Source organism: Gammaproteobacteria bacterium (assembly GCA_030949385.1).
Taxonomy (GTDB): Bacteria; Pseudomonadota; Gammaproteobacteria; order JAUZRS01; family JAUZRS01; genus JAUZRS01.
On sequence record JAUZSP010000010.1, the window covers coordinates 57,696 to 79,701 of the forward strand.

Consider the following 22,006-nt stretch of genomic DNA (forward strand, 5'->3'; position numbering starts at 1 on the left):
TAAGATGTCACGTTACTCAAAAAAACAGAGCGTCTCGGAAGAGACTCAGCAAGAGGCGCTGAAAATCGCCAAGCAGACGCAGCGACCTGGGCAAAACAAGGAGCAGACGCGACTGATTGCACTGGGGGTGCAAAAAGGCATTGAGTTGTATAAAAAACAGCAAAAATCAGTGGCGCGTGAGCGCGACAAACTGCGCAAAAAGGCCTTAAAACAGGGGCAGGATGTAATGGAGTCTCGGCCTGAAAAAGCACCTTTTTTTCAGCGCAGTGCGGTGCCGTGGTTTTTGTTGCTGCTCAGTTGGGTCGGTTTTTTGCTGTTCACGCTATTTCTGCGAGACCTCTAAATAGCCTCGTTCAATCGCTGTTTCTAAGGCTTGTGTGGCCTGTACCAGTTCTTCAAAAACGGTGCGCAGATCGCGTAGCTTCTCAATTTGTTGCGGTGAGGTGACTTCACCGTTGACCTGTTCTGTGATCACAAACAGCTCTTTAAGATAGGCCGCTCGTGCTTTGGCCACCAGTGACATAATCGGTTTGAGTTCATTCAAGACAAGTTGGGGTATCTGGGGGCTGATGATTTCTCGGTTGAGTTTTTTGATTTGATTGTCGATGGCGAGCAGTAAACGGTTATGAGTGGTTGAGTTGCCTTGCACGATGACTCTCCTGCTAGAGTGGCTTGGGTAGTTACCTTAACGGCTTGAAGAAGTTTCCCTGTATTGCCTTGTTCTCAAAAAAATTATCGGCGTTTATCGATTTTTTCTGATTGGAGTTTTTATGTCATTTGATGTTTTGTGGTTGTTGTTGAGCTGGTTGGCCTATTTTGTGATTCACTCCCTTTTGGCTTCGCTGTCGGTGAAAAATTGGGTGGCGAGCAACTGGCCGACAAAAATGCCACTCTATCGTTTGAGCTTTAATTTTCTGGCGGTGCTGCTATTGATTCCGCCGATGGCCTTGACCTTTGCATGGCAGGGCGAGTGGTTGTGGCAGTGGCAAGGCGTGGGGCAATGGGTGGCCAACGGCATGGTGCTGGTGGCGGTGGTGGGCTTTATTTGGTCGATGAAATACTATGATGGCAGTGAGTTTTTGGGTTTTCGGCAGCTAAAAAATCGGGTTGAATCGGTAGAGGATCAGGAGCATTTTCAGCTCTCGCCCTTGCACCGTTGGGTGCGTCACCCGTGGTATTTTTTTGCTCTGTTGCTGATCTGGAGCCACGATATGCATCTGGGTTGGCTGATTTCAGCTTCGATGATGACGCCTTTATTTTATTATCGGCTCACGCATGGAGGAGAAAAAATTGGTGGTGTATCACGGTGAGGTTTATCGCCAGTATCAGAAACTCGTACCTTGGGTGATCGTATTGCCGTGGCGACACATTGATGATGCGCAGTTGGCCGAGTTGCTTAAAATTGAGCGTGCTGCTGAATAAACGCCTCGATAAAGTGGCGCGGTTTCGCGCCATGAAACCGCCCCTGTTCCGCGCCGTTCTGGAATAAAATCAGGGTCGGAAAACCGCGCACCTGATATTGCCCCGCCAGCTTCATGTTTTTGCCCTCATCAAGCTCCACTTTGGCCAGTAGCAGCTCACCGTCGTACGCTTCGATCAGTTGTTTTAGGATGGGCGCAATGACCAAGCAGGGCCCGCACCAATCAGCCCACAGATCCACCAAAATGGGGCGCTGATGTGAAGCGTCGATCACCTCGTGTTGGAAATTTTCATAATCGACGCTAAAGATGGGGCTAACGATTGTGCTGTCGGACATGGGGTTGCTCTGCTGGTTGGGTAATATTGCGTTGGATTTTGGCAAAAACAGCCCTGCATTACGATCTCCCATTGAGGGGGTGTCCGTTTTTGGGCTAAATCAAACTTACAGCTTCTGTGGCTGTTGTTCTATAATAGGCGACCTATTTTCGTTTACCGATGCAAGGAAAGACCATGCCACGCTACCGCTCTCATACTTCCACCCAAGGCCGCAATATGGCCGGTGCTCGTGCGCTTTGGCGCGCCACCGGCATGAAAGACGATGATTTTAAAAACAAACCGATCATTGCGGTGTGCAACTCCTTTACCCAATTTGTCCCCGGTCACGTTCATCTGAAAGACCTCGGTCAGTTGGTCTGTCGTGAGATTGAAGCGGCGGGTGGGGTGGCGAAAGAGTTCAATACCATCGCCGTGGATGACGGCATCGCCATGGGGCATGACGGCATGTTGTACTCGCTGCCCTCGCGGGAAATCATTGCCGATTCGGTGGAGTACATGGCCAACGCGCACTGTGCTGATGCGCTGGTCTGCATCTCCAACTGCGATAAAATCACCCCAGGCATGTTGAATGCCGCCATGCGGCTGAACATTCCGGCGATTTTTGTCTCCGGTGGGCCGATGGAAGCGGGCAAAGCGGTGATCCATGAGCAGACCATTTCATTGGATCTGGTGGATGCCATGATTGCCGGTGCCAGCCCCAATGTGAGCGATGAGGACGTGGCTACCTTGGAACGTTCTGCTTGCCCCACCTGCGGTTCTTGTTCGGGCATGTTCACCGCCAACTCGATGAACTGCCTCACGGAAGCGTTGGGGTTGTCGTTGCCGGGTAACGGCTCGTTGCTGGCCACCCACGCGGATCGGGAAGAGCTGTTTAAGCGCGCCGGTCGTCGCATTGTCGGTTTGGCAAGACGCTATTACGAAGAAGACGATGAATCGGTCTTGCCGCGTAAGGTTGCTTGCAAGGCGGCGTTTGAAAACGCCATGTGTCTGGACATCGCCATGGGCGGCTCCACCAACACCATTTTGCATCTGTTGGCAGCCGCGGAAGAGGGCGAGGTGGATTTTGATATGAGCGACATTGATCGCCTCTCGCGCAAGGTACCGCAGTTTTGCAAGGTGGCTCCCAGTACGCCTAAATACCACATGGAAGACGTGCATCGTGCCGGTGGTGTGATGGCCATTTTGGGTGAACTGGCGCGCGCCGGTCTGCTGCACACGGAGATCAATACGATTCACGGTTACAGTGTGGCGGAGATGATTGAGCAGTGGGACATCACCGTGAGCAAAGATCCGGCGGTGTTGGATTTTTATCGCGCCGCCCCAGGCGGTGTGCCGACGCAGGTGGCGTTCAGTCAGAACAAACGTTACGCGACGTTGGATGACGACCGTGAAAACGGGTGTGTGCGCAGTTTGGCCAACGCCTACAGTCAGGATGGCGGTTTGGCGGTCTTGAGCGGCAACATTGCGCTGGACGGCTGTGTGGTGAAAACCGCTGGAGTGGACGATTCAATTTTGGTTTTCTCGGGGCCTGCGCGTATTTTTGCCAGCCAAGATACGGCGGTGGAAGCGATTTTGGGCGATAAAATCGTTGCCGGTGACGTGGTGGTGATTCGTTACGAAGGCCCTCGCGGTGGGCCTGGAATGCAGGAGATGCTTTACCCCACCACCTATTTGAAGTCGAAAGATCTGGGTAAAGCTTGTGCGCTGCTCACCGACGGGCGTTTTTCGGGTGGGACTTCGGGGCTGTCTATCGGTCATGTTTCACCGGAAGCGGCGGAAGGCGGTGCGATTGCCTTGATCGAAGAGGGCGATACCATTGAGATCGACATCCCCAATCGTTCTATTAATGTGGCGGTCAGTGATGAGGTACTGATCGAGCGTCGAGCCGTAATGGATGCCAAAGGGACTGAGGGTTGGCAAGCGGGGCCGCGTCCACGCAAAGTGACGGCGGCGTTGAAAGCCTATGCGGCCATGACCACTTCGGCGGCTCGGGGTGCGGTGCGGGATGTGGATCAGTTGTAATTTGGCGGATTGTGGTTGAATAAGAGACGGGGCTATTAGCCCCGTTTTAGTGTGTTGGATAAATAACGAGCCGCCAAAACGCCAGCCAACAAACCAAACAGATGCCCCTCCCAAGAGACCTGGCCGCCTCGGGGCAGCACGCCAAAAATCAAACTGCCATACACAACGGCCACCAACAAGGCGATGGCAGCGGATTTTAGGCTGCGTTCAAACCAGCCTCGGGCGAGCAGGTAGCCAAAAAAGCCGAAGATCAAACCACTGGCTCCGACGTGCCACGCGGTACGGGCAAAGAGCCAGACACCGAGGCCGCTGGTTAGAGTAATAAAGAGAGTGAGGTGAACGAAATTTTTTGTCCCGCGTAGGGAAACCAAATAGCCCAAGATCAGCAGCGGCACCGTATTGGAGATCAGATGAAAAAAGCCGCCGTGCAGCAGCGGCCAGAGCAAAATTCCGGGCAGACCTGCTAACTGGCGCGGCAAAATGCCCCAAGTGTTGAGGCGATGACCGAGCAGGGTATTGATGATTTCGATAAGCCAGAGCAGAGCGATAAAGTACAGCAGGGGTTTGGCGTTGTTCATGAGGGTTTTTTCGGGACGTGTTTGGCTAAAAACCGATCCAAAGCATTGGCAAAGGTTTGACGATCCGTGTGGTTGAGGGTGGGTGGCCCACCGCTGACCAGACCGGCACCGCGCATCTCTTCCATAAAATCACGCATATTGAGCCGTTGGCGAATGTTCTCGATGGTGTAGAGCTGGCCGCGCGGGTTGAGCGCCGTGCCGTTATTTTCGATCACTTCGGCGGCCAGTGGAATGTCGGCGGTGATGACCAGATCGCCCGCTTGCATCTCTTGCACGATGCGATTGTCCGCGACGTCGATGCCTGCTGAAACCTGAATGCTGCGAATCAACCGCGAAGGTGGGGTGCGGATGTATTGGTTGGCAACCAAAATCGTCGCCACTTGCTTGCGCTCGGCGGCACGAAACAAGATCTCTTTGATTACATTGGGACAGGCATCGGCATCAACCCAGATCTGCATGGCGTTTCTCCATTAAACGTGCGCGGGATGATAACTCAAATCTTAAGGCCACTCTGTTACAATCGCCGCCTTTTGTCGATTTTGTGTAAGGAAGAGTTATGTTTCAACTGACGTGTCCGGGAAAGGGGTGTGTGCGTAACGATCTGCTGTCGGGTTTGACCGTGGCGTTGGCGCTGGTGCCGGAGGCGGTGGCCTTTGCTTTTGTGGCTGGAGTTGAACCGCTGGTAGGGTTGTATGCGGCCTTTATGGTTGGACTGATTACCGCTGTGATCGGTGGCCGTCCTGGGATGATTTCCGGTGCTACCGGTGCTTTGGCGGTGGTGATGGTGGCGTTGGTGGCGCAGCACGGAGTGGAGTATCTGTTTGCTACCGTGGTGTTGATGGGGGTGATTCAGGTCTTGGCTGGAGTGCTGCGGCTGGGTAAATTTATTCGCTTGGTGCCTTATCCGGTGATGCTCGGGTTTGTGAATGGGCTGGCGATTGTGATCTTTTTGGCGCAGTTGCAGCAGTTTCAGGTGGCCGATGAGAACGGTGTATTGAATTGGATGACCGGTTCCAGCCTCTGGATTATGTTGGGATTGGTGGCGCTGACGATGGCAATCATTCACTTTTTGCCGCGTTTGACCAAAATCATCCCTTCTTCTTTGGCCGCCATTGTGGTGGTGACGGCCTTGGTCTTGGCTCTGGATCTGGATGCCCGCTCGGTGCAGGATGTGTTGCGCGACATGAGCGGCGATCCTTTGGCCTCCATTGCCGGTGGTTTCCCTGCCTTTCATATTCCCAGTGTGCCGTTTACTTGGGAGACGTTGCAGATCATCTTCCCTTACGCGATTATTTTGGCTGCCATCGGCTTGATCGAATCGCTGCTGACCTTAACCCTGATTGATGAGCTAACCGACACCCGTGGTCGTGGCAATAAAGAGTGTGTCGGCCAAGGCGTAGCCAACACGGTAACGGGCTTTTTTGGTGGCATGGGCGGCTGTGCCATGATCGGTCAGTCAATGATCAACATTAAATCCGGTGGTTTGGGTCGTCTGTCGGGCATTTCGGCAGCGTTGTTTCTGCTGGCCTTTATCCTTTTTGCTTCGGGGCTGATTGAGATGATTCCCGTGGCGGCTCTGGTTGGGGTGATGTTCATTGTCGTTATTGGCACCTTTGAGTGGACCAGTTTTCGCCTCTTTGGTCGCGTTCCGGCGGCGGATCTGCTGGTCAGTGTGATGGTGGCGGCAGTGACGGTCTGGACTGATTTGGCTGTTGCGGTGGTGGTAGGGGTGATCGTTTCGGCCTTAGTGTTCGCATGGCAACACGCCAAACAGATGAGCGCCAAGAGTTTTATTAACTCCGAAGGCAGCAAGGTCTATGAGTTGAATGGGCCGCTGTTTTTCGGTTCAGTACACGCTTTTAATGAGCTGTTTGACCCGAAAAATGACCCCGATGATGTGGTGGTGGATTTTTATGATTCACGGGTGGCGGATCACTCCGGTCTAGAGGCGATTGATGCCTTGGCAGAGCGTTATATTCGAGCGGGTAAAACTTTGCATTTAAAACATCTTAGCCCTGAGTGCCGTGATCTGCTTAAGCGGGCGGGGGATTTGGTGGAGGTGAATGTGATCGAAGATCCGCTTTATCATGTGGCGGATGACCGTATTGCTTAGAGCGTTTTGATGGTATGCGCGTGAGTTTTGGTGGTGCAATAAAACGTATGGCGAGTGCTACCACAGCGATCATCCAGACAATCACCGCTCCGCTGGGTAGATTCAGAAGAGCAGAGAGCAGTAGACCCAACCCATAGCCCAATGCACCGATCAGATAACCGATAAACAGCGCTTTTTTCGGTGGATAAACCAGACTGCCCAAAGCAGGAATAATCAAACTGGAAAAGACCAGATAGACTCCCACCAATTGCACTGAGCTGGTGACCGCCACAGCAAACAGAAAATAGAAACCAGAGCGAGAGATCCATGTTTGACAGCGATACCAAATGATCAGCGTAATGGCCGTTACCAGCGCCAGAGGCCAGAGCTGTGGCCAATCAATCCATAAAATTTGCCCTATCAACAGCTCTTTGAGAGATTCGCTGCCGTGTGGGTTGTCTGCCAAAAGTAAAATGCTGGCCGTTGCTGCCAGAATAAAAACCACCCCGATCAGCGCTTCTTGGTTTTTTTTCCAGCGCCGTTCCATCCAGCTTAACAAGGCCGCTCCTAATAAGGCGCTGCTTACGGCCAACAGCTGTACCTCCCAACCGTGCAGCTGCCAATCAAACCGAGTGGCCGCAATTAATCCCAGTCCGGCAATTTGTGCGATGGCAAGGTCAATAAAAATAATGCCTCGTTTTAAGACCTCTTGACCCATTGGCACATGGGTCATCAATACCAGTAGACCGGCAAAAAAAGCGGGGCCTAGAATACTAAAATCCATTCCCTCTAAGCTCATGATTTAGCAGCCAATAAAAGGTTGATAACACGCTCATACCATTGGCTTAAGGTCTCACCATCGGCAACGCTAAAAGGGATTGCCACTGTTGGTGTGTTGGTTTTTTCGGCTAGCCAGTGTGTGGCTTTATTCCCTTGATAATCAGCATAAATGATAAAGTCTGCTGGTTTTTTTTTCATCGCAGCCAGTACCTGAGAGAGGTGGACGCTGCTGGGAGGAATGCCTGGTCTGGGTTCTAAGGTGGCCAGTTGAGTTAATCCCAGCCACTGTTCCAGATAGATCCAGCTTTGATGCTGAACCACAATGGATGTGCCTCGCAGTGGTTTTGTTTTACGTTCCCACTGTTTTATGGAGGATGTCCAGTGTTGTAAAAAGTGCTGTAAGTTTTTTTTATATTGATTTTGATGGCTCGGGTCAATGGCACTCAGACGTTCTGCCAGTGCTTGGGCAACCTGAGCAATACGGTGCGGGTCAAACTGAATATGAGGGTTGCCTGCGGCATGAACATCGCCCATACGTCGATCCAGAGCGACTGGTTTACCCAGCAGCTCAACCTGCTCCGTTGCCATAAAGTAGCCTGCTTTTCCTAGCTGAATACGGGCATTGGACGATTTACGCAGCAGCAGGGGGAGCCAACCTATTTCCAATTCAGCACCGGTACAGACGAGCAGGTCGGCACGTCGTATTTTGGCGATCAGGCTGGGTCTGGCTTGGATGTGATGTGGGTCTTGTTTCGCAGTTGTTGCTGTGACAATGTGCAGTTGCTCGCCCCCCAGCTCTTTCGCCAGTGCGGCCCATTCCGGTTCACAGGCAAACAGGTTTACCTTGGCCAACACCGTATGGGAATAGGAAAATAGGCTTATCACGGCACTGAATAAAATAATATGTTGTCGAATATTCATTTCTTTGATCCTTAGTATGCGTGTGCGCTGTGACTGCCTAAGCTGACGCTGTAATCCAAAAAGAGCCGGTTGTCAGGCTCACTGCGCGAATCATCGCGGCTGTATTGCAAGCGAATGCGACTGAATTCACTTGCTTGCCAAGAGGATACGAGGCTGTAACTGTGAGGTGTATTGATGTCGTCAATGATGCCTTCACGCTTTAAAAAGAGGTCATCAGAACCTTGGTTATTTTGGCTTAAATGATCGTAACGCAGCCCAATACTCCACTGCGGCATAAATTGATAAATGCCTTCAATATAGCCGCCTCGTTGTGTGCCGTGATAGCTTGAGCTGCTCAGATCGGAGGTCAATTGTCCCGATTCACGCCGCTCAAAATATTCAAATTGCAGTTTAACGTTTTGATTGATCGGGTTGCCGTTGGGTGCCCATTTATAGACAAAATCAACACTGCTGATTTCACTTGTTCCGCTAAACGATAACTCGGAGAGTAAACCAGAGGCGAGGCGATCCGTTACCTCTTGGCTACGCCAATAATTAAGCCCGATTTGCCAACTTTGTGAAATATCCCAGTCATCGCCTACGGTGTAAAACAACGTCCAGGCTCCCGCTCCTTGGTGAACGCCAGCAGAGGGGAAATGTGTGCCACTGAGTGCCTCAACGCCCAGTTGCATAAACCGGTCGGTAGGCAGTAGCGCACTCAGTTGTAGGCCATCGACCTGCAATTGATTGCCAAACAGTGCCTGATAAATCAGCGGTGCATCGCTAAAGTCCCACCTATGAGCGTGTTGTTCATTTAGATAGCCTAAAGCAGAAAAAAAGCGTCCCATTTTTAAAGTCACGCCATCGCTTAAATCGAGGCTCTGCACAAAGGCTTCTTCCACTGAGGCACCGGATGCGTTGGGATCACCTTCGAACGCCAGTGTGGTTTGGGCAAAAAAATGTGAATCAATGTTGGCGCTGAGCGTCATTTCTGACTCACCTAAAGTAATGCCTTGGCTGCGTAACCCAGCGTCGGAATTCAATAAAAAAGGGGCCAGTCGTTCGCTCTCTGGGTTTGTGCTGTAGTGAGCGTATTGGCCATTTAAGATCAAGCTGATCGCAGGGTTGAAGCTGTTTGTGTTTGTTGAAGCATCGACAATAACGGGGGTTAACGTTGCAGCACACAGTACTGCGAGCAACAGTGATTTACTCACAATTGTTCTCCTGTAATAAAAAATAGAGGGGTTTTTTAGAGAGGTTTACAGAAAAACAGGTGGAGCGCGTGCCAGAAAAGTGGGGTGTAGAGGGGAAGACCATAACGTGATGATCTTCGCTGGGGCTTGTATAGCAGCAAGGTGCTGTGGAGCAGGGCTGCACAGATTAAAGGTGCCACTATTTGGCTGTTCTGCTTGGATAAAGAGGGCGCAGGTTTCGCTGGGGGTATGGAAAGCGTGTTTAACGGAATGGTCGAGCAGCGTAAACTGTGAAACCAGCAGCACAACGGATAAAAGAGAGAGGCGTAGGTATGGACTCTGCCAGATGCAGAGAGCCGAAATTGCTTTTTTCCGTTCCAAAGTCATACGTTGTCGTTGGTCGCTAGTCAGACTTACATTAAACTCGCAGCGGGGGAGTATACTGATTAATCGAAGGCAATGGGCTGGTTATTTATTTATTCTGCTGGGTCGTCATGCTGTTTACGCCAACTGCTGGCAATGCTCTGAATGCACATCTGCAAGCCTTCCTTGTTGTAGGTGCTCTCCAGTTGTGTGTGTTTCATACGTTTTTTCAGTGCTTCCCACTGAAGTTCTTGGTATTTTTTATCGCATTGGGCTTTGGCATTTTCAAACAGGTAGTCGATGTCCGTTCTCGCCCACTGGTAATAATTGTCGTAACTCATAGCACTGAGGACAAAACGTGTGCTGAGCTGTTGTTCGCATTTTTGTTGCAGGCAGTGCATCACGTCATCGACCTTTTGCTCCAGTGGAGAGTCGAAGCGTTTAGTCGGCTGAGGAGCGGGTTCAGTTATTTTGATTTCTTTGCTGGCCAAGGTGCCACAGGCGCTGATGCTAACCATCAGAGGCAGGAGAAATAAGAGTTTATAGCGGCTGGCTGTTGTTTGCATTTATCATTACAAATTGAGGCAAGAATCGCTTCAGGATACGATAAAATAACGGCCTTTCACAGCAAACAGGGTATAAAGTTGCTTTGAAGGGCTAAAATATGTTGGATAAGGCGGTAATTCATGATCTTTTCTCGGTTGTCTATTTATACTTTAGTTGCTCTTGGTGCGCTGTTAATGAGTCTGTCGGCTCGGGCTGAACAGTTGATTTTGCCCCCCTTGGGGACGGACTTGGTGGGCAGTTTGCGCGAGGTGGTGGCGCAACAAAATGAGTCACTGTCGGATATTGCGCGCCGTTTTGATCTGGGCCACAACGAAATTGATCATGCCAATCCTAATGTGGATCATTGGTTGCCAAAGGCGGGTACGGAGGTGTTGTTGCCAACCCGTTATATTTTGCCTGCGGCTCCGCGTCGGGGTTTGGTGCTGAATTTGCCGGAGATGCGGGTCTATTATTACCCCAAATCCAGCGCCAGTGACGAGACCGCCAAATTGATTACTTATCCAGTCAGCATTGGCCGCATGGATTGGAAAACCCCAATGGGCTTTACCCGCATTGTGAAAAAGGTTAAAGATCCCGCGTGGTACCCACCAGCCTCGATTAAAAAAGAGGCGTTGGAGAAGGGTGAGCCACTGCCCGATGTGGTGCCAGCAGGGCCGGATAACCCTCTTGGTCAGCACTCACTGCGTTTGAGTATGAGCGGTTATCTGATGCACGGCACCAATAAACCTTATGGGGTTGGGATGCGGGTTAGCCACGGCTGTTTGCGTTTTTACCCAGAAGACATTGCTGAGTTGTTTGATTTGGTGAGTGTGAATACCAGGGTCAATATCATTAATCAACCGGTTAAGGCGGGTTGGTTTATGGGCATGTTGTATCTGGAAGTACATCCACCTTTGGATGAGGATGAGCATATTGAACAGACCTTGCGGCATGCGGCTATGGAGGCGATTAATCAAGCGAGGTTGGGATACGAAGATCTGGGTTTGGTGAGTGGTCGAGCGGTAAAACGAGCAGTAACAGAACGGCGGGGTATCCCAGTGCCAATTCTTAAACAGCCGCTGTGATAAAAAATCCGCCGTCCTTGGCGGCAAGATGACTTACTTCATCATCGAACCTTTGAAGGCACTGTTAACGCGCGCGTTGGCATCGTTAGCGGTGGCTTGTGCTTCGCTGGCCATGGTTTTGGCGTCTTCAGAGTTGGTCCAAGCGTCTTTTGCAAGGCGTTTGGCTTCGTCTGCTTCACGGCGAGCAACTTCAGCGTTGCTGGCAGCGTCGTTAGCGGTTTTAGAAACGGTCGCCATTTCATCTTGCAGGCCAGAGAGGCTATCGCCATCGGAACCGCAAGCGCTTAAGCCCAGGGTGAGGACAACAGCGGCGGCGATGGACATAGAACGAGTGACAGCTTTCATAACGTTTTTCTCCGTAATACTAGGATATTTTTGTTTAGTCCAAAAAAAGCGTTAAAACGTAATTTTTTGGATCAGGGCAATCTTGCCAGAGCTGATCTTAGCAGGCAATGCTTTTCTATCCGCCACAGACAGAGCAGTTGGGGTCTTTGCGCAGCTTCATGGTGCGCCACTCCATGTTTAAGGCATCGAGAATCAGTAAGCGCGCGTTGAGTTCGGTGCCGATGTTCATTAAGACTTTTATCGCTTCCAGTGCCTGAATGCTGCCAATAATGCCAACCAACGGTGCTAACACGCCGTTGTCACTACAGGTTTGAGCTTCTTCTTCTGTGTCAGAATAGAGGCAGCGATAACAGGGGCTGTTATCCAGATCGTTGCGAAATACAGAGACTTGTCCCTCCATACGAATGGCAGCCCCTGAAATCAGCGGTGTTTTTTGGGTTACACACGCTTGGTTAATGGCAAAACGGCTGCTGAAATTGTCTGTGGCATCAATGACCAGATCGCTGCGGGCGATGAACTCCAGAAGTTGTTTTTCGTTGGGGCAGATTGAGACGGTCTGAATTTGGATCAGTGGATTGAGTTGTTGGCAGCTCTCTTTGGCGGATTGTACTTTGTCTTTGCCAATGTCTTCTGTGCTGTGAATGATTTGGCGTTGCAGATTGCTCAGTTCCACATGGTCAAAATCCACCAAGGTGAGTTTACCAACCCCCGCGGCAGCCAAATAGAGGGCAATAGGTGCGCCCAGACCACCTAGCCCAAATAGGAGAACGTGGCTGTCGAGAAGTCGTTGCTGGCCTTCAATGCCTACTTGGGGCAGCATAATATGACGGCTGTAACGCAGCAGTTGATTGTCGTTCATGGTTAGAGATAACGTCGCCAGTATCCTGGTCGGTTGTCTCGGCAGCCGTGTTCACTCTGGTGATAACGGCGAATAAAGACGTTTTGGGTGCTGTTTTTTTCTTCGTCGAGATAGCGATTGTGGATCTCGGTCTCTTCGCTGTAGTGATAGAGTGAGCGGCGCAAATTGGCCAGCAGTGTGTTGTCTAGATGGTAGCCTTGCTTTTCCAGAAGGGTTTCGATCTGCAACAGCGAGGTTTCACGAAGGCTGTAACTGATCTGCAGGTGGAGACCGTCTTCAAGCGGGGTGACGTCTAAGACACCGTCGAGATCGGAGAGCAGCAGTGCCGCGTTTTGGGCTTGCTGGTGGTCGGGGTGCAGTTGGCAAAAGCCGATTTCACGGTGTTTTATCAGTGGCATAACAGGTCTCCAAGGCCTAACTTGGCAGGGTGCTCTCATCTGAGTGGCAACGTTTAAAGGCTAGAGTAACACGTTCATTTGCCCCTAGATCAGATCGCGTTTGCAAATCTTGAAAGTGATTCTTTCTCAGCAAGTTACGCACCTCTTTCCCTTGTTGATGGCCGTGTTCCAACAGCAGCCGTCCATTTTTGCTTAAAAAGGCGGCGGTGTGTTGGATGATGGTGTTTAGATCCGCGAATCCGTGGTCTGCACTGACCAGTGCTTTTTTGGGTTCAAAACGCAGATCACCTTGTTGCAGGTGAGGGTCGTCAGGATCAATGTAAGGTGGGTTGGAGAGAATTAATTCAAATTGTTGCTGCGGAATATGGCTGAACCAGTCGCTGCGCAGGAAGGCGATGTTGTTGCAGGACAGTTTTTTGGCATTTTCCATTGCCACGGTTAAGGCCGCCTGAGAAAGGTCGGTGGCGATGATGTGCAAATCAGGGCGTTCGCTGGCCAGTGCCAGAGAGAGCGCGCCACTGCCAGTGCCCAGTTCCAAAACGTGTGCTTGTGTGGGCAAATTTTCCAGAGCAATTTCAACCAGAAGTTCACTGTCGGGGCGAGGAATCAGGGTGTCGGCAGTGATTTTGATGGGCAGCGACCAAAATTCGCGCTCTCCAGTAAGGTGGGCAATGGGCTGGCCTTTTAGTCGCTGTTGCAGCAGGGTGTTAAAGGTGTCTTGTTCTGCATCAGAGAGGGGTCTGTCGGGCCAGGTAAAGAGGTGGCTGCGTGGTTTTTGCAGCACAAAGCTCAATAAGACGTCAGCATCCAAACGTGGGCTGTCGCTGCTGTTTTTTAACAGCAGCGTTGCCTTTTTAAGCTGTTTTTTTTTATCGAAAACACGGTGTTTTAATGCTTAAAAACCACCGCTGAGGGCAGCCAGTTGATCGGCTTGATGTTCACTCAGCAGAGGCTCAATGAGCTGATCCAGTGAACCTGCCAAAATTTCATCCAGTTTGTAAAGGGTGAGGTTGATGCGATGATCGGTGATCCGCCCTTGTGGGTAGTTGTAGGTGCGAATGCGTTCGGAGCGGTCGCCGCTGCCCACCTGTAGGCGGCGCGACTCGCTCTGTTCGGCGGCCTGTTTGTCGCGCTGTTCGCCGACGATGCGCGATTGCAGCAGAGACATGGCGCGGGCGCGGTTTTTGTGTTGTGAGCGTTCGTCTTGACACTCCACCACGATGCCCGTGGGCAGATGAGTAAGACGAATGGCGGAGTCGGTTTTGTTGATGTGCTGTCCGCCAGCACCGGAAGCGCGAAAGGTGTCTACGCGCAGATCACTGGGGTTAATGGTGATCTCTTCGATGGCGTCCAGCTCCGGTAAAATGGCGACGGTGGCGGCTGAGGTGTGTACTCGACCTTGTGATTCGGTCTCGGGTACCCGCTGCACGCGGTGCGCTCCTGATTCAAATTTAAGTCGTGAATAGGCACCGGTGCCTATGATGCGCGCGATGATCTCTTTGTAACCGCCGTGTTCACCTTCGCGTTCGCTGAGGATTTCAATTTGCCAGCGATGATTTTCGGCGTAACGGCTGTACATGCGAAACAGATTACCGGCAAACAGCGCCGCTTCGTCGCCGCCGGTTCCGGCGCGAATTTCCAAAAAGACGTTGCTCTGATCGTGTGGGTCGGTGGGCAGCAGCAGTTTTTGCAGTTCGACTTCCAGTTCGGTCAACTGCGCTTTGACCGTTTTGATTTCATCGCTGGCCATGTCGCGCAGTTCGGCATCTTCTTCAGCCAGCATTTCGTTGGCGTTGGTTAACTCGTCTTGCGCGTGTTGATAGGCGGTGTAGTTTTGCGTTACCGGCTCCAGCTGGGCGTATTCCATCGACAGAGTGCGAAAGCGATTTTGATCGCCGAGTACTTCTGGCTCAGAGAGCAGAATACCGATCTCTTCATGGCGGGCGGCGAGCTGTTCCAGCTTGTTTAAAATTGAGGCTTTCATTGTTTTAAGTCGTTGAGATTAAAGAGTTCACGCGCTGCGATGATCAGCTCACGCTGGCCGTTTTGCCCCGCTTCGCGCAGTTGTTCGCTGGGGGTGTGCAGCAGCTTGTTGGTCAAGGTGTGGGCAAGGTAGTCGAGCACTTCCGTGGCTGGCCGCCCTTGCGCAAGGCGTTTTTGCGCCTGATCCAATACCTCTTGCTGTGTTTTTTGTGCCTGTTGCCGATAGGATTTGATCGTGTCCACTGCATCCAGTGAGCGTAGCCAAGCCATAAACCGTTCGACGTGGACTTCGATCATCTCTTCTGCTTGGGCGGCGGCTTCGCGGCGTGATTGCAAATTTTCTTCGATTACTTCTTCTAGATCATCGACGCTGTAGAGATAAACGTCGTCCAGCTCGCTCACTTGGGATTCAATGTCTCGCGGTACGGCGATGTCCACCATGAACATGGGGCGATGTTTGCGCACCTTGAGGGCGTGTTCCACCGCACCTTTGCCCAAAATAGGCAGTGGGCTGGCGGTGGAAGAGATCAAAATATCCGCTTGCGGTAAGACGTTAGGAATATCATTAAGGCTAATGGCGTTGGCACCGTCAAACTCATCAGCCAAATTACGAGCCCGCTTAACGGTGCGGTTGGCGATGGTGATGTGGCCGATGTTGTTGGCGTGCAGGTGGCGTACGGCCAATTCGATGGTTTCGCCTGCGCCGATCATCAGTGCCGACAGTGGTTTTAAATCGCCGAAAATCTGTTTGGCCAAGCTGACCGCAGCAAAGGCAACCGAGACGGGACTGGAGCCGATGGCGGTGTCGGTACGCACCTGTTTAGCGACGCTGAAGGCGTGTTGGAAGAGTTTGTTCAGTTGTTGATTGAGGCTGCCAAATTGGCTGGCGCTTTGGTAGGCGGTTTTGATCTGGCCGAGGATTTGCGGTTCACCTAAGACCAGTGAATCGAGGCCGCTGGAGACGCGCAGCAGGTGTCTGATGGCCTCTCGGTCTTGGTGCTGAAACAGGTAGGAGGTGATCTGCTCGGCGTCAATATTGTGGTATTGATGGAACCAATTGATCACCGCTTGTGACGAATCACCGTTAAGACAGCAGTAGAGTTCGGTGCGATTGCAGGTGGAGACAATGGCTGCTTCGCGCACGCCCTGCACCTGTTTCAGACTGTTGAGCGCCTGTTGGAGTGTGTCGGGCGCAAAAGCGACGCGCTCCCGAATTTCCAGTGGCGCTGTTTTATGATTTAGACCCAGAGCAAGCAGTGACATGGCAAGTGGAGCTGTCCAAAAGCGCAAAATTCTGCGCTATCGGGCAGGGGATTACAAGCGCTGATCCATTGTGTGATTCGCTTGCATCTTTTTTGGCTGAAAAATCGGGTATAGTCGAGAATATCAAGGTGGCCTTAATTAAGGTTAGAGGATTATCTATGTGCAAAAGGTTATTGCTGGTTTGTTTGTTGGGGTTGAGCGGTGCAGCTTGTAGTGGCGTTCCTAGTGTGTCTCCATCGTCTTCACCGCAGACGGCCTCTGGCGTGTCGGCGCAGGATCTGGAAAATCGAAAGGATCGTCGGCGCGAACGGGCTTTAAAGGCACCTATTCCTTTTAGTTCGGCTGATGATCCCGAGTTGATCTATCGCGTGTTGGTGGCTGAGTTGGCGGGTCGGCGGGGCAATATGTCCTTGGCTTTGCAGCAATATTTGATCGCTGCGGAGTCCTCTAACGACGTGCGTTTGGCGCGTCGTGCGACGCGAATTGCGCTGTTTGGCCACGCTTGGCCGCAGGCTTCGCAAGGCGCAGCGCGGTGGTTGGAGTTGGATCCTGATGGATTGGAAGTGCATCGGATTCTGGCGGTGGTGCAACTGAAACAGGGCAAGACGGAGCAGGCGTTACGGGCGTTTAAAAAGATGATCGCTCTGAGTTCAACGGACAGCGTTGCTCAGCAGCAGGTGCTCTCTTTGGTTGCCGCTATTTTATTGCAAGAGAAAAAGCCTACGGTGGCCTTGCCGATTGTGACTGAGTTATTAAAGCGCCATCAGGAGAGTGCGGTGTTGCACTTTACTCGGGCGCGTTTTGAACTGCGAAATAAAGATCAAGAGGCGGCTTTGGCCTCTTTGGATAAGGCGCTGTTGTTGGAACCCAGTGATGCTGAGGCGCTGTTGTTGCGCGCCAAATTGTTATTGAACATGGGGCGCGCTGAACAGGCCATTGCTGGTGTGTCGGATGCCATTGAGAAGAGCCCTGAAAATCGCTCCCTGCGTTTGGGTTACGCACGTCTGTTGGTGAAGGCGCGTCAATACGAGCGTGCCTCAGTGCAGTTAAAAGCTCTGTTTGAGCGTTATGCCGATCAAGAAAACGTGGTGTTTGCTTTGGGTCTATTGGCGGTGGAGTCACGTCGTTACGATGAGGCGGCTGAATATTTCATTCAGTTATTGACTTTGGGTCAGCGTACCGATGAGGCAAATTATTATTTAGGCCGCATTGCTGACAGTCGTCGTGATTATGAGAACGCGCTGGGGTACTACCAAAACGTAAAAGAGGGCGAGGATCGGCTTGACGCGCAGGTGCGGATGGCGGAGATGCTGGCTAAGTTGGGTCAAACAGAAGCCGCACGTTTGCATTTAAAACGTCTGCGTTTGATGCACACGGAAGCGTCGTATGCGGTGCGGTTTTATCTTACCGAAGGGGAAATATTGCGTGCGGCAGGTGAGCATGGACAAGCTTTGACGTTGTTTGATGAGGCGTTGCAAGCTCAGCCAAAAAATGTGGATTTGCTTTATGCGCGGGCGTTGGTGGCGGAAAAATTGCAGAAATTTGAGCGTTTTGAAACGGATCTTAAACAGCTCTTGACGCTGGAGCCAGAGAACGCCCACGGTCTGAATGCCTTGGGTTATTTTTTAATCGAACAGACAGGGCGATTACAGGAAGCAGGTGATTATATTCGCCGAGCGTTTGTTTTGAGTCCTGGTGATCCTGCGGTGATCGACAGTTTGGGGTGGTGGCACTACCGTTCCGGTGATCGGGGCAAGGCCTTAGAATTGCTCAGTCGAGCGCATAAGTTATTGGAAGACCCCGAGATTGCGGCTCATTTGGGTGAGGTGTTGTGGGTCAGCGGTGATAAGCAGCGCGCCAATACGGTTTGGAATCACGCGTTAAAAAGTGCCCCTGACGATGACATTCTTAAAGAAGCGATGCAGCGTCTTAAACCGTGAGAGCTGTTCTGCTGCTGATCTTACTGCTCAGCGGTTGTTCCATTGTTCCTAAAGCACCTCCGGTAGAAGACGTTGATGCGGCGTGGGCTGAACATCAGCGGCGGTTGTCGGCCATTCAACGTTGGCAAATGCAGGGTAAGTTGGCTTTGCGCAGTGAGCAGCAGAGTGGCAGCGCCCAGCTGTGGTGGCGACAAAACCGTCAGCAGTTTGATCTGCGTTTAACACCGCCTTTTGGGGTGGGTAAACTGCGCATTCGTGGCAACGAGTCGTCCGTGGTGCTCTACCCTGCTTCGGGAAAATTGCTGCGTGCGGATAATGCCGAAGTTTTATTACAGCAAGTTGTGGGGTGGTCTCTGCCATTGCAAAGTTTGCGTTACTGGGTGCTGGGTCTGCCTGCTGAGGCAACAGAGATCCAATTGAATGATCAGGGGCGTTTGCAATCGCTTGTTTATCAAGGCTGGCAAGTGAGTTTTGTCGCTTATCAGTTATTTGAAGCGATGATCTTGCCGAGTGAGCTTGTGTTGCGTTATCAGACTTTGGAGTTGCGCCTCGCCATCCATGAGTGGCTTTTGAATCCAAAACGAGTTGTATCGTCGTCTCGCTTGCGTCCGCCAAGCGATTGAGTTTTTCCTTTGAAGCTTTGTTGAGATTGGAATGATGTTGTCAAAATCCTGGCCTGCACCAGCAAAATTAAATCTTTTTCTTCATATTACGGGCTTGCGAGAGGATGGATATCATCAATTGCAGACTCTGTTTCAGTTTTTAGATTATGCGGATAGCTTGGATTTTAGCTTGCGTGATGATGGTCAAATTGTCCGTCTTACGGATTTTCCTGGAGTGGCGGAAGAGGATGATTTGGTGATTCGGGCGGCAAAATTGTTGGCGCGACAAAGTGAAAGATCCTTGGGAGTGGGCATTACACTGAATAAGATTTTGCCTATGGGCGGTGGTTTGGGCGGCGGCAGCTCCGATGCGGCGACCACGTTGGTGGCCTTGAACTGGCTTTGGGGGTTGGCTCTGAGTGACGATCAATTGGCTGAGTTGGGGCTGCAATTGGGTGCTGATGTACCGGTTTTTGTGCGTGGTTTAGCTGCTTGGGCGGAAGGTGTGGGCGAGCAATTAACCCCAGTGGAGATAGCTCAGCCGTGGTATCTGGTTGTTGTGCCGGATTGTCAAGTTTCCACCGCAGAAATTTTTTCAAATTCGCAATTGACAAAGGACTGTTCTGCCATCAGAATACGCGCCTTTCTTGCAGGCCAAACAACGAATGTTTGCCAACCTGTGGTGAAGGCGCTCTACCCAAGAGTGGCAGAAGCGCTGGATTGGTTATCCGATCACAGCGTGGCACGATTGACCGGAACCGGCGCTTGTGTCTTTGCTGCTTTTGAGAATAGAGAGCAAGCGGAGCGGATTTTTTCTCTCCTGCCAAGTGGATGGTCGGGTTTTGTAGCCAAGGGCTGCAATTCTTCTCCTCTGCTTCGGCGGTTAAGGACAGAAAAAACGCTTCGCAGATAAATTTATTGGGTCGTCGCCAAGCGGTAAGGCCCTGGGTTTTGATCCCAGTATGCGCAGGTTCGAATCCTGCCGACCCAGCCATTTTTCAGTAGTTAGAGTAACCAATCGTGGCCGATAGTCCGATGATGGTCTTTGCCGGTAATGCAAATCCTGCCTTGGCTCAGCAGATCGTGAATAACCTTAATATGTCACTCGGTAAAGCTCATGTTGGAGCGTTTAGCGACGGCGAAATCACCGTAGAAATTCTTGAAAACGTCCGTGGTCGAGATGTCTTTCTGCTGCAACCCACCTGTTCGCCTACCAATCATAACTTGATGGAGTTATTGGTGATGATTGACGCGTTGCGTCGTGCGTCTGCCAATCGGATTACGGCGGTGATTCCCTATTTTGGTTATTCTCGTCAGGATCGACGAGTGCGCTCACAGCGAGTGCCGATCACCGCCAAAGTGGTGGCGAATATGCTCACCAGTGTGGGTGTGGATCGGGTCTTAACCGTTGATCTGCATGCGGATCAGATTCAGGGATTTTTTGATATTCCGGTAGACAATGTGTACGCCTCCCCCTTGTTGTTGGGCGATATTTGGCGACAAAAATACGAAGACTTGATTGTGGTTTCGCCCGATGTGGGCGGTGTGGTGCGAGCGAGAGCCGTTGCCAAGCGCCTTGATGATGCCGATTTGGCGATTATTGATAAACGTCGCCCGAAAGCGAATGTGGCTAAGGTGATGCACATCATCGGTGAAGTGGAAGGCAGATGTTGTGTCTTGGTGGATGATTTGGTTGATACGGCAGGTACTTTAGTACAAGCGGCCAAAGCCTTAAAAGAGCGGGGCGCGAAGAAAGTGGTAGCTTACGCTACTCATCCCGTATTATCAGGCCCTGCTTTGGATAATTTGGCCAGCTCGGAACTGGATGAATTGGTGGTCTCTGACACCATTCCCTTGACCGAGTTGGCGATGAAGTGCAGCAAAATTCGTCAAGTGTCGGTGGCAGGCATGTTGGCGGAAACCATTCGCCGGATTCATATGGAAGAGTCTGTTAGCTCACTTTATATGGATTGAGCTGAAATGTTTTTTTATTCCCCTTGGTCGCAAAGGGGATCTTATAATGCCGCCTTTGAGCGGTATTTTTGTTCTTTTAGGAGTAACACAAATGAGTATTTCTTTCACGGTAGAAGCTGAATTGCGTCAGGATGTGGGGAAAGGTGCGAGCCGCCGCTTACGTCATGCCGGTAAAGTACCTGCGATTGTCTATGGTGGCAGTGAAGAGCCGGTCTCTTTGAGTTTGTCACACAATGAAATTTCAAAAAGCTTGAGTAATGAAGCTTTTTATTCACATATTTTGACTTTGAATGTTGCAGGTAAATCAGAGAGCGTCGTGTTGCGTGATCTGCAACGCCACCCCTTTAAACCCACCATTTTGCATGCGGATTTTCAGCGCGTCAGTGCCAATGAAATCATGCACGCCCATGTGCCACTGCATTTTATTAATGAAGATGTTTGTGTGGGGGTTAAAGCCGGTGGTGCCGTCAATCATGTGTCCGTTGAGGTGGAAGTCTCTTGTCTGCCAGCCAATCTGCCTGAGTTTATCAATATAGATTTGAGCAATATTGGGATGGGCGAGTCGGTACATTTGTCTGAAATTGCGCTGCCTAAAGGGGTTGAGCTGGTTGCATTGAGCCACGGTGACGGTCATGACAGCGCTGTTGTCGCAGTACACGCGCCACGGGTTGCGAAAGATGTAGATGCAGCTGATGCAGCTGATGATGCTGCTGAAGAACCCGCAGCTGAGTAAGGTTTAAACGATGCCGATTCAGGCGCAGTTTGAGCTTATTGTGGGGCTGGGTAATCCTGGCTCCAAGTACCATGAAACCCGCCATAACGCGGGTTTTTGGTATTTGGATGCTTTGGCTGCCGAGTACTCCGCGACATTTTTATCAGACACAAAATTTCAGGGTGAGGTGGCAAAAATAAACCACCGTGGGCGTGATGTGCGCTTGTTAAAACCGACCACCTTTATGAATCGCAGTGGCCAGTCTATTGCGGCCATTGCACGCTATTTTAAAATTCCGGTTGAACGTATTTTAGTGGTTCACGACGAGTTGGATCTGCCTGTGGGTGCGATGCGTCTGAAAAAAGGCGGTGGTCATGGTGGCCATAACGGTTTGCGCGATACGATTAACCAGTTAGGTAAAGAATTTTGGCGTTTGCGACTGGGGATTGATCACCCAGGACATCGTGACAAAGTAGTGGATTACGTTTTGGATCGTCCCACACGGGAACAAGCGCGGTTATTGGATGAAGTGATAGTGGATTTATTAAGGGAGACAGCGTTGATGTTGGACGGTGAGCTGAATAAAGCCATGAATACGCTGCATCGTAAGGTGTAA

The 22,006-nt window shown here is 51.2% G+C and carries 26 protein-coding genes, 1 tRNA gene and 1 pseudogene; 13 read left to right on the forward strand and 15 right to left on the reverse strand.

The window, feature by feature from the left end:
- The first annotated feature begins 4 nt into the window (after positions 1 to 4).
- Entirely contained in the window at positions 5 to 343 is a 339-nt protein-coding gene (locus Q9O24_13600; GenBank protein MDQ7076145.1) for a DUF2956 domain-containing protein, read from the forward strand.
- Here Q9O24_13600 and Q9O24_13605 read toward each other — a convergent pair.
- Positions 323 to 649 carry a hypothetical protein gene (locus Q9O24_13605; protein MDQ7076146.1) on the reverse strand — a complete coding sequence of 109 codons (327 nt, stop codon included), beginning with the start codon at positions 647 to 649 and terminating at the stop codon, positions 323 to 325. The two genes, Q9O24_13600 and Q9O24_13605, sit on opposite strands and share 21 nt — an antisense overlap.
- 121 nt (positions 650 to 770) lie before the next feature.
- On the opposite strand from Q9O24_13605, the gene Q9O24_13610 reads away from it, so the two are divergent.
- Together Q9O24_13610 and Q9O24_13615 are read left to right on the forward strand one after the other, a co-directional pair.
- A complete protein-coding gene (locus Q9O24_13610; GenBank protein MDQ7076147.1) occupies positions 771 to 1,310 on the forward strand; it encodes a hypothetical protein in 540 nt (179 codons plus the stop codon).
- Complete coding sequence (locus Q9O24_13615; GenBank protein ID MDQ7076148.1) at positions 1,291 to 1,422, forward strand: hypothetical protein; 132 nt, start codon at positions 1,291 to 1,293, stop codon at positions 1,420 to 1,422. The genes Q9O24_13610 and Q9O24_13615 overlap by 20 nt, the downstream gene beginning before the upstream one ends.
- On the opposite strand, the gene Q9O24_13620 is transcribed toward Q9O24_13615, so the two are convergent.
- Positions 1,397 to 1,828, reverse strand: a complete 432-nt coding sequence (locus Q9O24_13620; protein ID MDQ7076149.1) for a thioredoxin domain-containing protein — start codon at positions 1,826 to 1,828, stop codon at positions 1,397 to 1,399. The two genes, Q9O24_13615 and Q9O24_13620, sit on opposite strands and share 26 nt — an antisense overlap.
- Before the next feature lie 101 nt (positions 1,829 to 1,929).
- On the opposite strand from Q9O24_13620, the gene ilvD reads away from it, so the two are divergent.
- Complete coding sequence (gene ilvD, locus Q9O24_13625; protein ID MDQ7076150.1) at positions 1,930 to 3,777, forward strand: dihydroxy-acid dehydratase; 1,848 nt, start codon at positions 1,930 to 1,932, stop codon at positions 3,775 to 3,777.
- Positions 3,778 to 3,812: 35 nt separating this feature from the next.
- On the opposite strand, the gene Q9O24_13630 is transcribed toward ilvD, so the two are convergent.
- Positions 3,813 to 4,355: a rhomboid family intramembrane serine protease gene (locus tag Q9O24_13630; GenBank protein ID MDQ7076151.1), complete on the reverse strand. Its 543-nt coding sequence runs from the start codon at positions 4,353 to 4,355 to the stop codon at positions 3,813 to 3,815.
- Complete coding sequence (locus Q9O24_13635) at positions 4,352 to 4,813, reverse strand: YaiI/YqxD family protein (protein ID MDQ7076152.1); 462 nt, start codon at positions 4,811 to 4,813, stop codon at positions 4,352 to 4,354. Before Q9O24_13635 ends, Q9O24_13630 begins: the two co-directional genes overlap by 4 nt.
- A 98-nt stretch (positions 4,814 to 4,911) precedes the next feature.
- Here Q9O24_13635 and Q9O24_13640 point away from each other — a divergent pair, with 98 nt between their 5' ends.
- A complete protein-coding gene (locus Q9O24_13640; protein MDQ7076153.1) occupies positions 4,912 to 6,468 on the forward strand; it encodes a SulP family inorganic anion transporter in 1,557 nt (518 codons plus the stop codon).
- Here the strand turns inward: Q9O24_13640 and Q9O24_13645 are convergent.
- The 5 genes from Q9O24_13645 to Q9O24_13665 form a co-directional block, all read right to left on the reverse strand.
- Positions 6,389 to 7,246, reverse strand: coding sequence for a metal ABC transporter permease (locus tag Q9O24_13645; protein MDQ7076154.1), 858 nt, complete (start codon positions 7,244 to 7,246; stop codon positions 6,389 to 6,391). The genes Q9O24_13640 and Q9O24_13645 overlap by 80 nt on opposite strands.
- Positions 7,243 to 8,148, reverse strand: a complete 906-nt coding sequence (locus Q9O24_13650; GenBank protein ID MDQ7076155.1) for a zinc ABC transporter substrate-binding protein — start codon at positions 8,146 to 8,148, stop codon at positions 7,243 to 7,245. Before Q9O24_13650 ends, Q9O24_13645 begins: the two co-directional genes overlap by 4 nt.
- Positions 8,149 to 8,159: 11 nt before the next feature.
- Positions 8,160 to 9,341, reverse strand: a complete 1,182-nt coding sequence (locus Q9O24_13655) for a hypothetical protein (GenBank protein ID MDQ7076156.1) — start codon at positions 9,339 to 9,341, stop codon at positions 8,160 to 8,162.
- 45 nt (positions 9,342 to 9,386) lie between these two features.
- Entirely contained in the window at positions 9,387 to 9,707 is a 321-nt protein-coding gene (locus Q9O24_13660) for a hypothetical protein (protein ID MDQ7076157.1), read from the reverse strand.
- An 89-nt stretch (positions 9,708 to 9,796) separates the two neighbouring features.
- Positions 9,797 to 10,249, reverse strand: a complete 453-nt coding sequence (locus Q9O24_13665; GenBank protein ID MDQ7076158.1) for a hypothetical protein — start codon at positions 10,247 to 10,249, stop codon at positions 9,797 to 9,799.
- Positions 10,250 to 10,369: 120 nt separating this feature from the next.
- On the opposite strand from Q9O24_13665, the gene Q9O24_13670 reads away from it, so the two are divergent.
- Entirely contained in the window at positions 10,370 to 11,314 is a 945-nt protein-coding gene (locus Q9O24_13670; GenBank protein ID MDQ7076159.1) for a L,D-transpeptidase family protein, read from the forward strand.
- A gap of 33 nt (positions 11,315 to 11,347) precedes the next feature.
- Here the strand turns inward: Q9O24_13670 and Q9O24_13675 are convergent, their stop codons facing one another.
- The 6 genes and pseudogenes from Q9O24_13675 to hemA form a co-directional block, all read right to left on the reverse strand.
- A complete protein-coding gene (locus Q9O24_13675; GenBank protein MDQ7076160.1) occupies positions 11,348 to 11,659 on the reverse strand; it encodes an alanine-zipper protein in 312 nt (103 codons plus the stop codon).
- 115 nt (positions 11,660 to 11,774) lie between these two features.
- Entirely contained in the window at positions 11,775 to 12,518 is a 744-nt protein-coding gene (gene moeB / locus Q9O24_13680; protein MDQ7076161.1) for a molybdopterin-synthase adenylyltransferase MoeB, read from the reverse strand.
- A gap of 2 nt (positions 12,519 to 12,520) precedes the next feature.
- Complete coding sequence (locus Q9O24_13685; GenBank protein ID MDQ7076162.1) at positions 12,521 to 12,916, reverse strand: hypothetical protein; 396 nt, start codon at positions 12,914 to 12,916, stop codon at positions 12,521 to 12,523.
- A gap of 16 nt (positions 12,917 to 12,932) precedes the next feature.
- A pseudogene (gene prmC, locus Q9O24_13690) lies at positions 12,933 to 13,775 on the reverse strand (peptide chain release factor N(5)-glutamine methyltransferase).
- Positions 13,776 to 13,811: 36 nt separating this feature from the next.
- Entirely contained in the window at positions 13,812 to 14,900 is a 1,089-nt protein-coding gene (gene prfA / locus Q9O24_13695) for a peptide chain release factor 1 (protein MDQ7076163.1), read from the reverse strand.
- Positions 14,897 to 16,162 carry a glutamyl-tRNA reductase gene (gene hemA, locus Q9O24_13700; GenBank protein MDQ7076164.1) on the reverse strand — a complete coding sequence of 422 codons (1,266 nt, stop codon included), beginning with the start codon at positions 16,160 to 16,162 and terminating at the stop codon, positions 14,897 to 14,899. Before hemA ends, prfA begins: the two co-directional genes overlap by 4 nt.
- Positions 16,163 to 16,389: 227 nt before the next feature.
- Between hemA and Q9O24_13705 the strand changes: the two genes are divergently transcribed.
- The 7 genes from Q9O24_13705 to pth all read left to right on the forward strand — a co-directional run bounded on the left by Q9O24_13705 (position 16,390) and on the right by pth (position 22,006).
- Positions 16,390 to 18,102: a tetratricopeptide repeat protein gene (locus Q9O24_13705; GenBank protein MDQ7076165.1), complete on the forward strand. Its 1,713-nt coding sequence runs from the start codon at positions 16,390 to 16,392 to the stop codon at positions 18,100 to 18,102.
- Positions 18,099 to 18,725 (forward strand): lipoprotein insertase outer membrane protein LolB, encoded by a 627-nt coding sequence (gene lolB, locus Q9O24_13710; protein ID MDQ7076166.1) that lies wholly within the window; start codon positions 18,099 to 18,101, stop codon positions 18,723 to 18,725. The genes Q9O24_13705 and lolB overlap by 4 nt, the downstream gene beginning before the upstream one ends.
- Positions 18,726 to 18,756: 31 nt before the next feature.
- Positions 18,757 to 19,617, forward strand: coding sequence for a 4-(cytidine 5'-diphospho)-2-C-methyl-D-erythritol kinase (ispE, locus tag Q9O24_13715; GenBank protein MDQ7076167.1), 861 nt, complete (start codon positions 18,757 to 18,759; stop codon positions 19,615 to 19,617).
- 6 nt (positions 19,618 to 19,623) lie between these two features.
- Positions 19,624 to 19,698, forward strand: a tRNA-Gln gene (locus tag Q9O24_13720).
- A gap of 41 nt (positions 19,699 to 19,739) precedes the next feature.
- On the forward strand, positions 19,740 to 20,678 hold the full coding sequence (locus Q9O24_13725; GenBank protein MDQ7076168.1) for a ribose-phosphate diphosphokinase: 939 nt from the start codon (positions 19,740 to 19,742) through the stop codon (positions 20,676 to 20,678).
- Between the two features lie 91 nt (positions 20,679 to 20,769).
- A complete protein-coding gene (locus Q9O24_13730; GenBank protein MDQ7076169.1) occupies positions 20,770 to 21,411 on the forward strand; it encodes a 50S ribosomal protein L25/general stress protein Ctc in 642 nt (213 codons plus the stop codon).
- Positions 21,412 to 21,421: 10 nt separating this feature from the next.
- On the forward strand, positions 21,422 to 22,006 hold the full coding sequence (gene pth / locus Q9O24_13735; GenBank protein MDQ7076170.1) for an aminoacyl-tRNA hydrolase: 585 nt from the start codon (positions 21,422 to 21,424) through the stop codon (positions 22,004 to 22,006).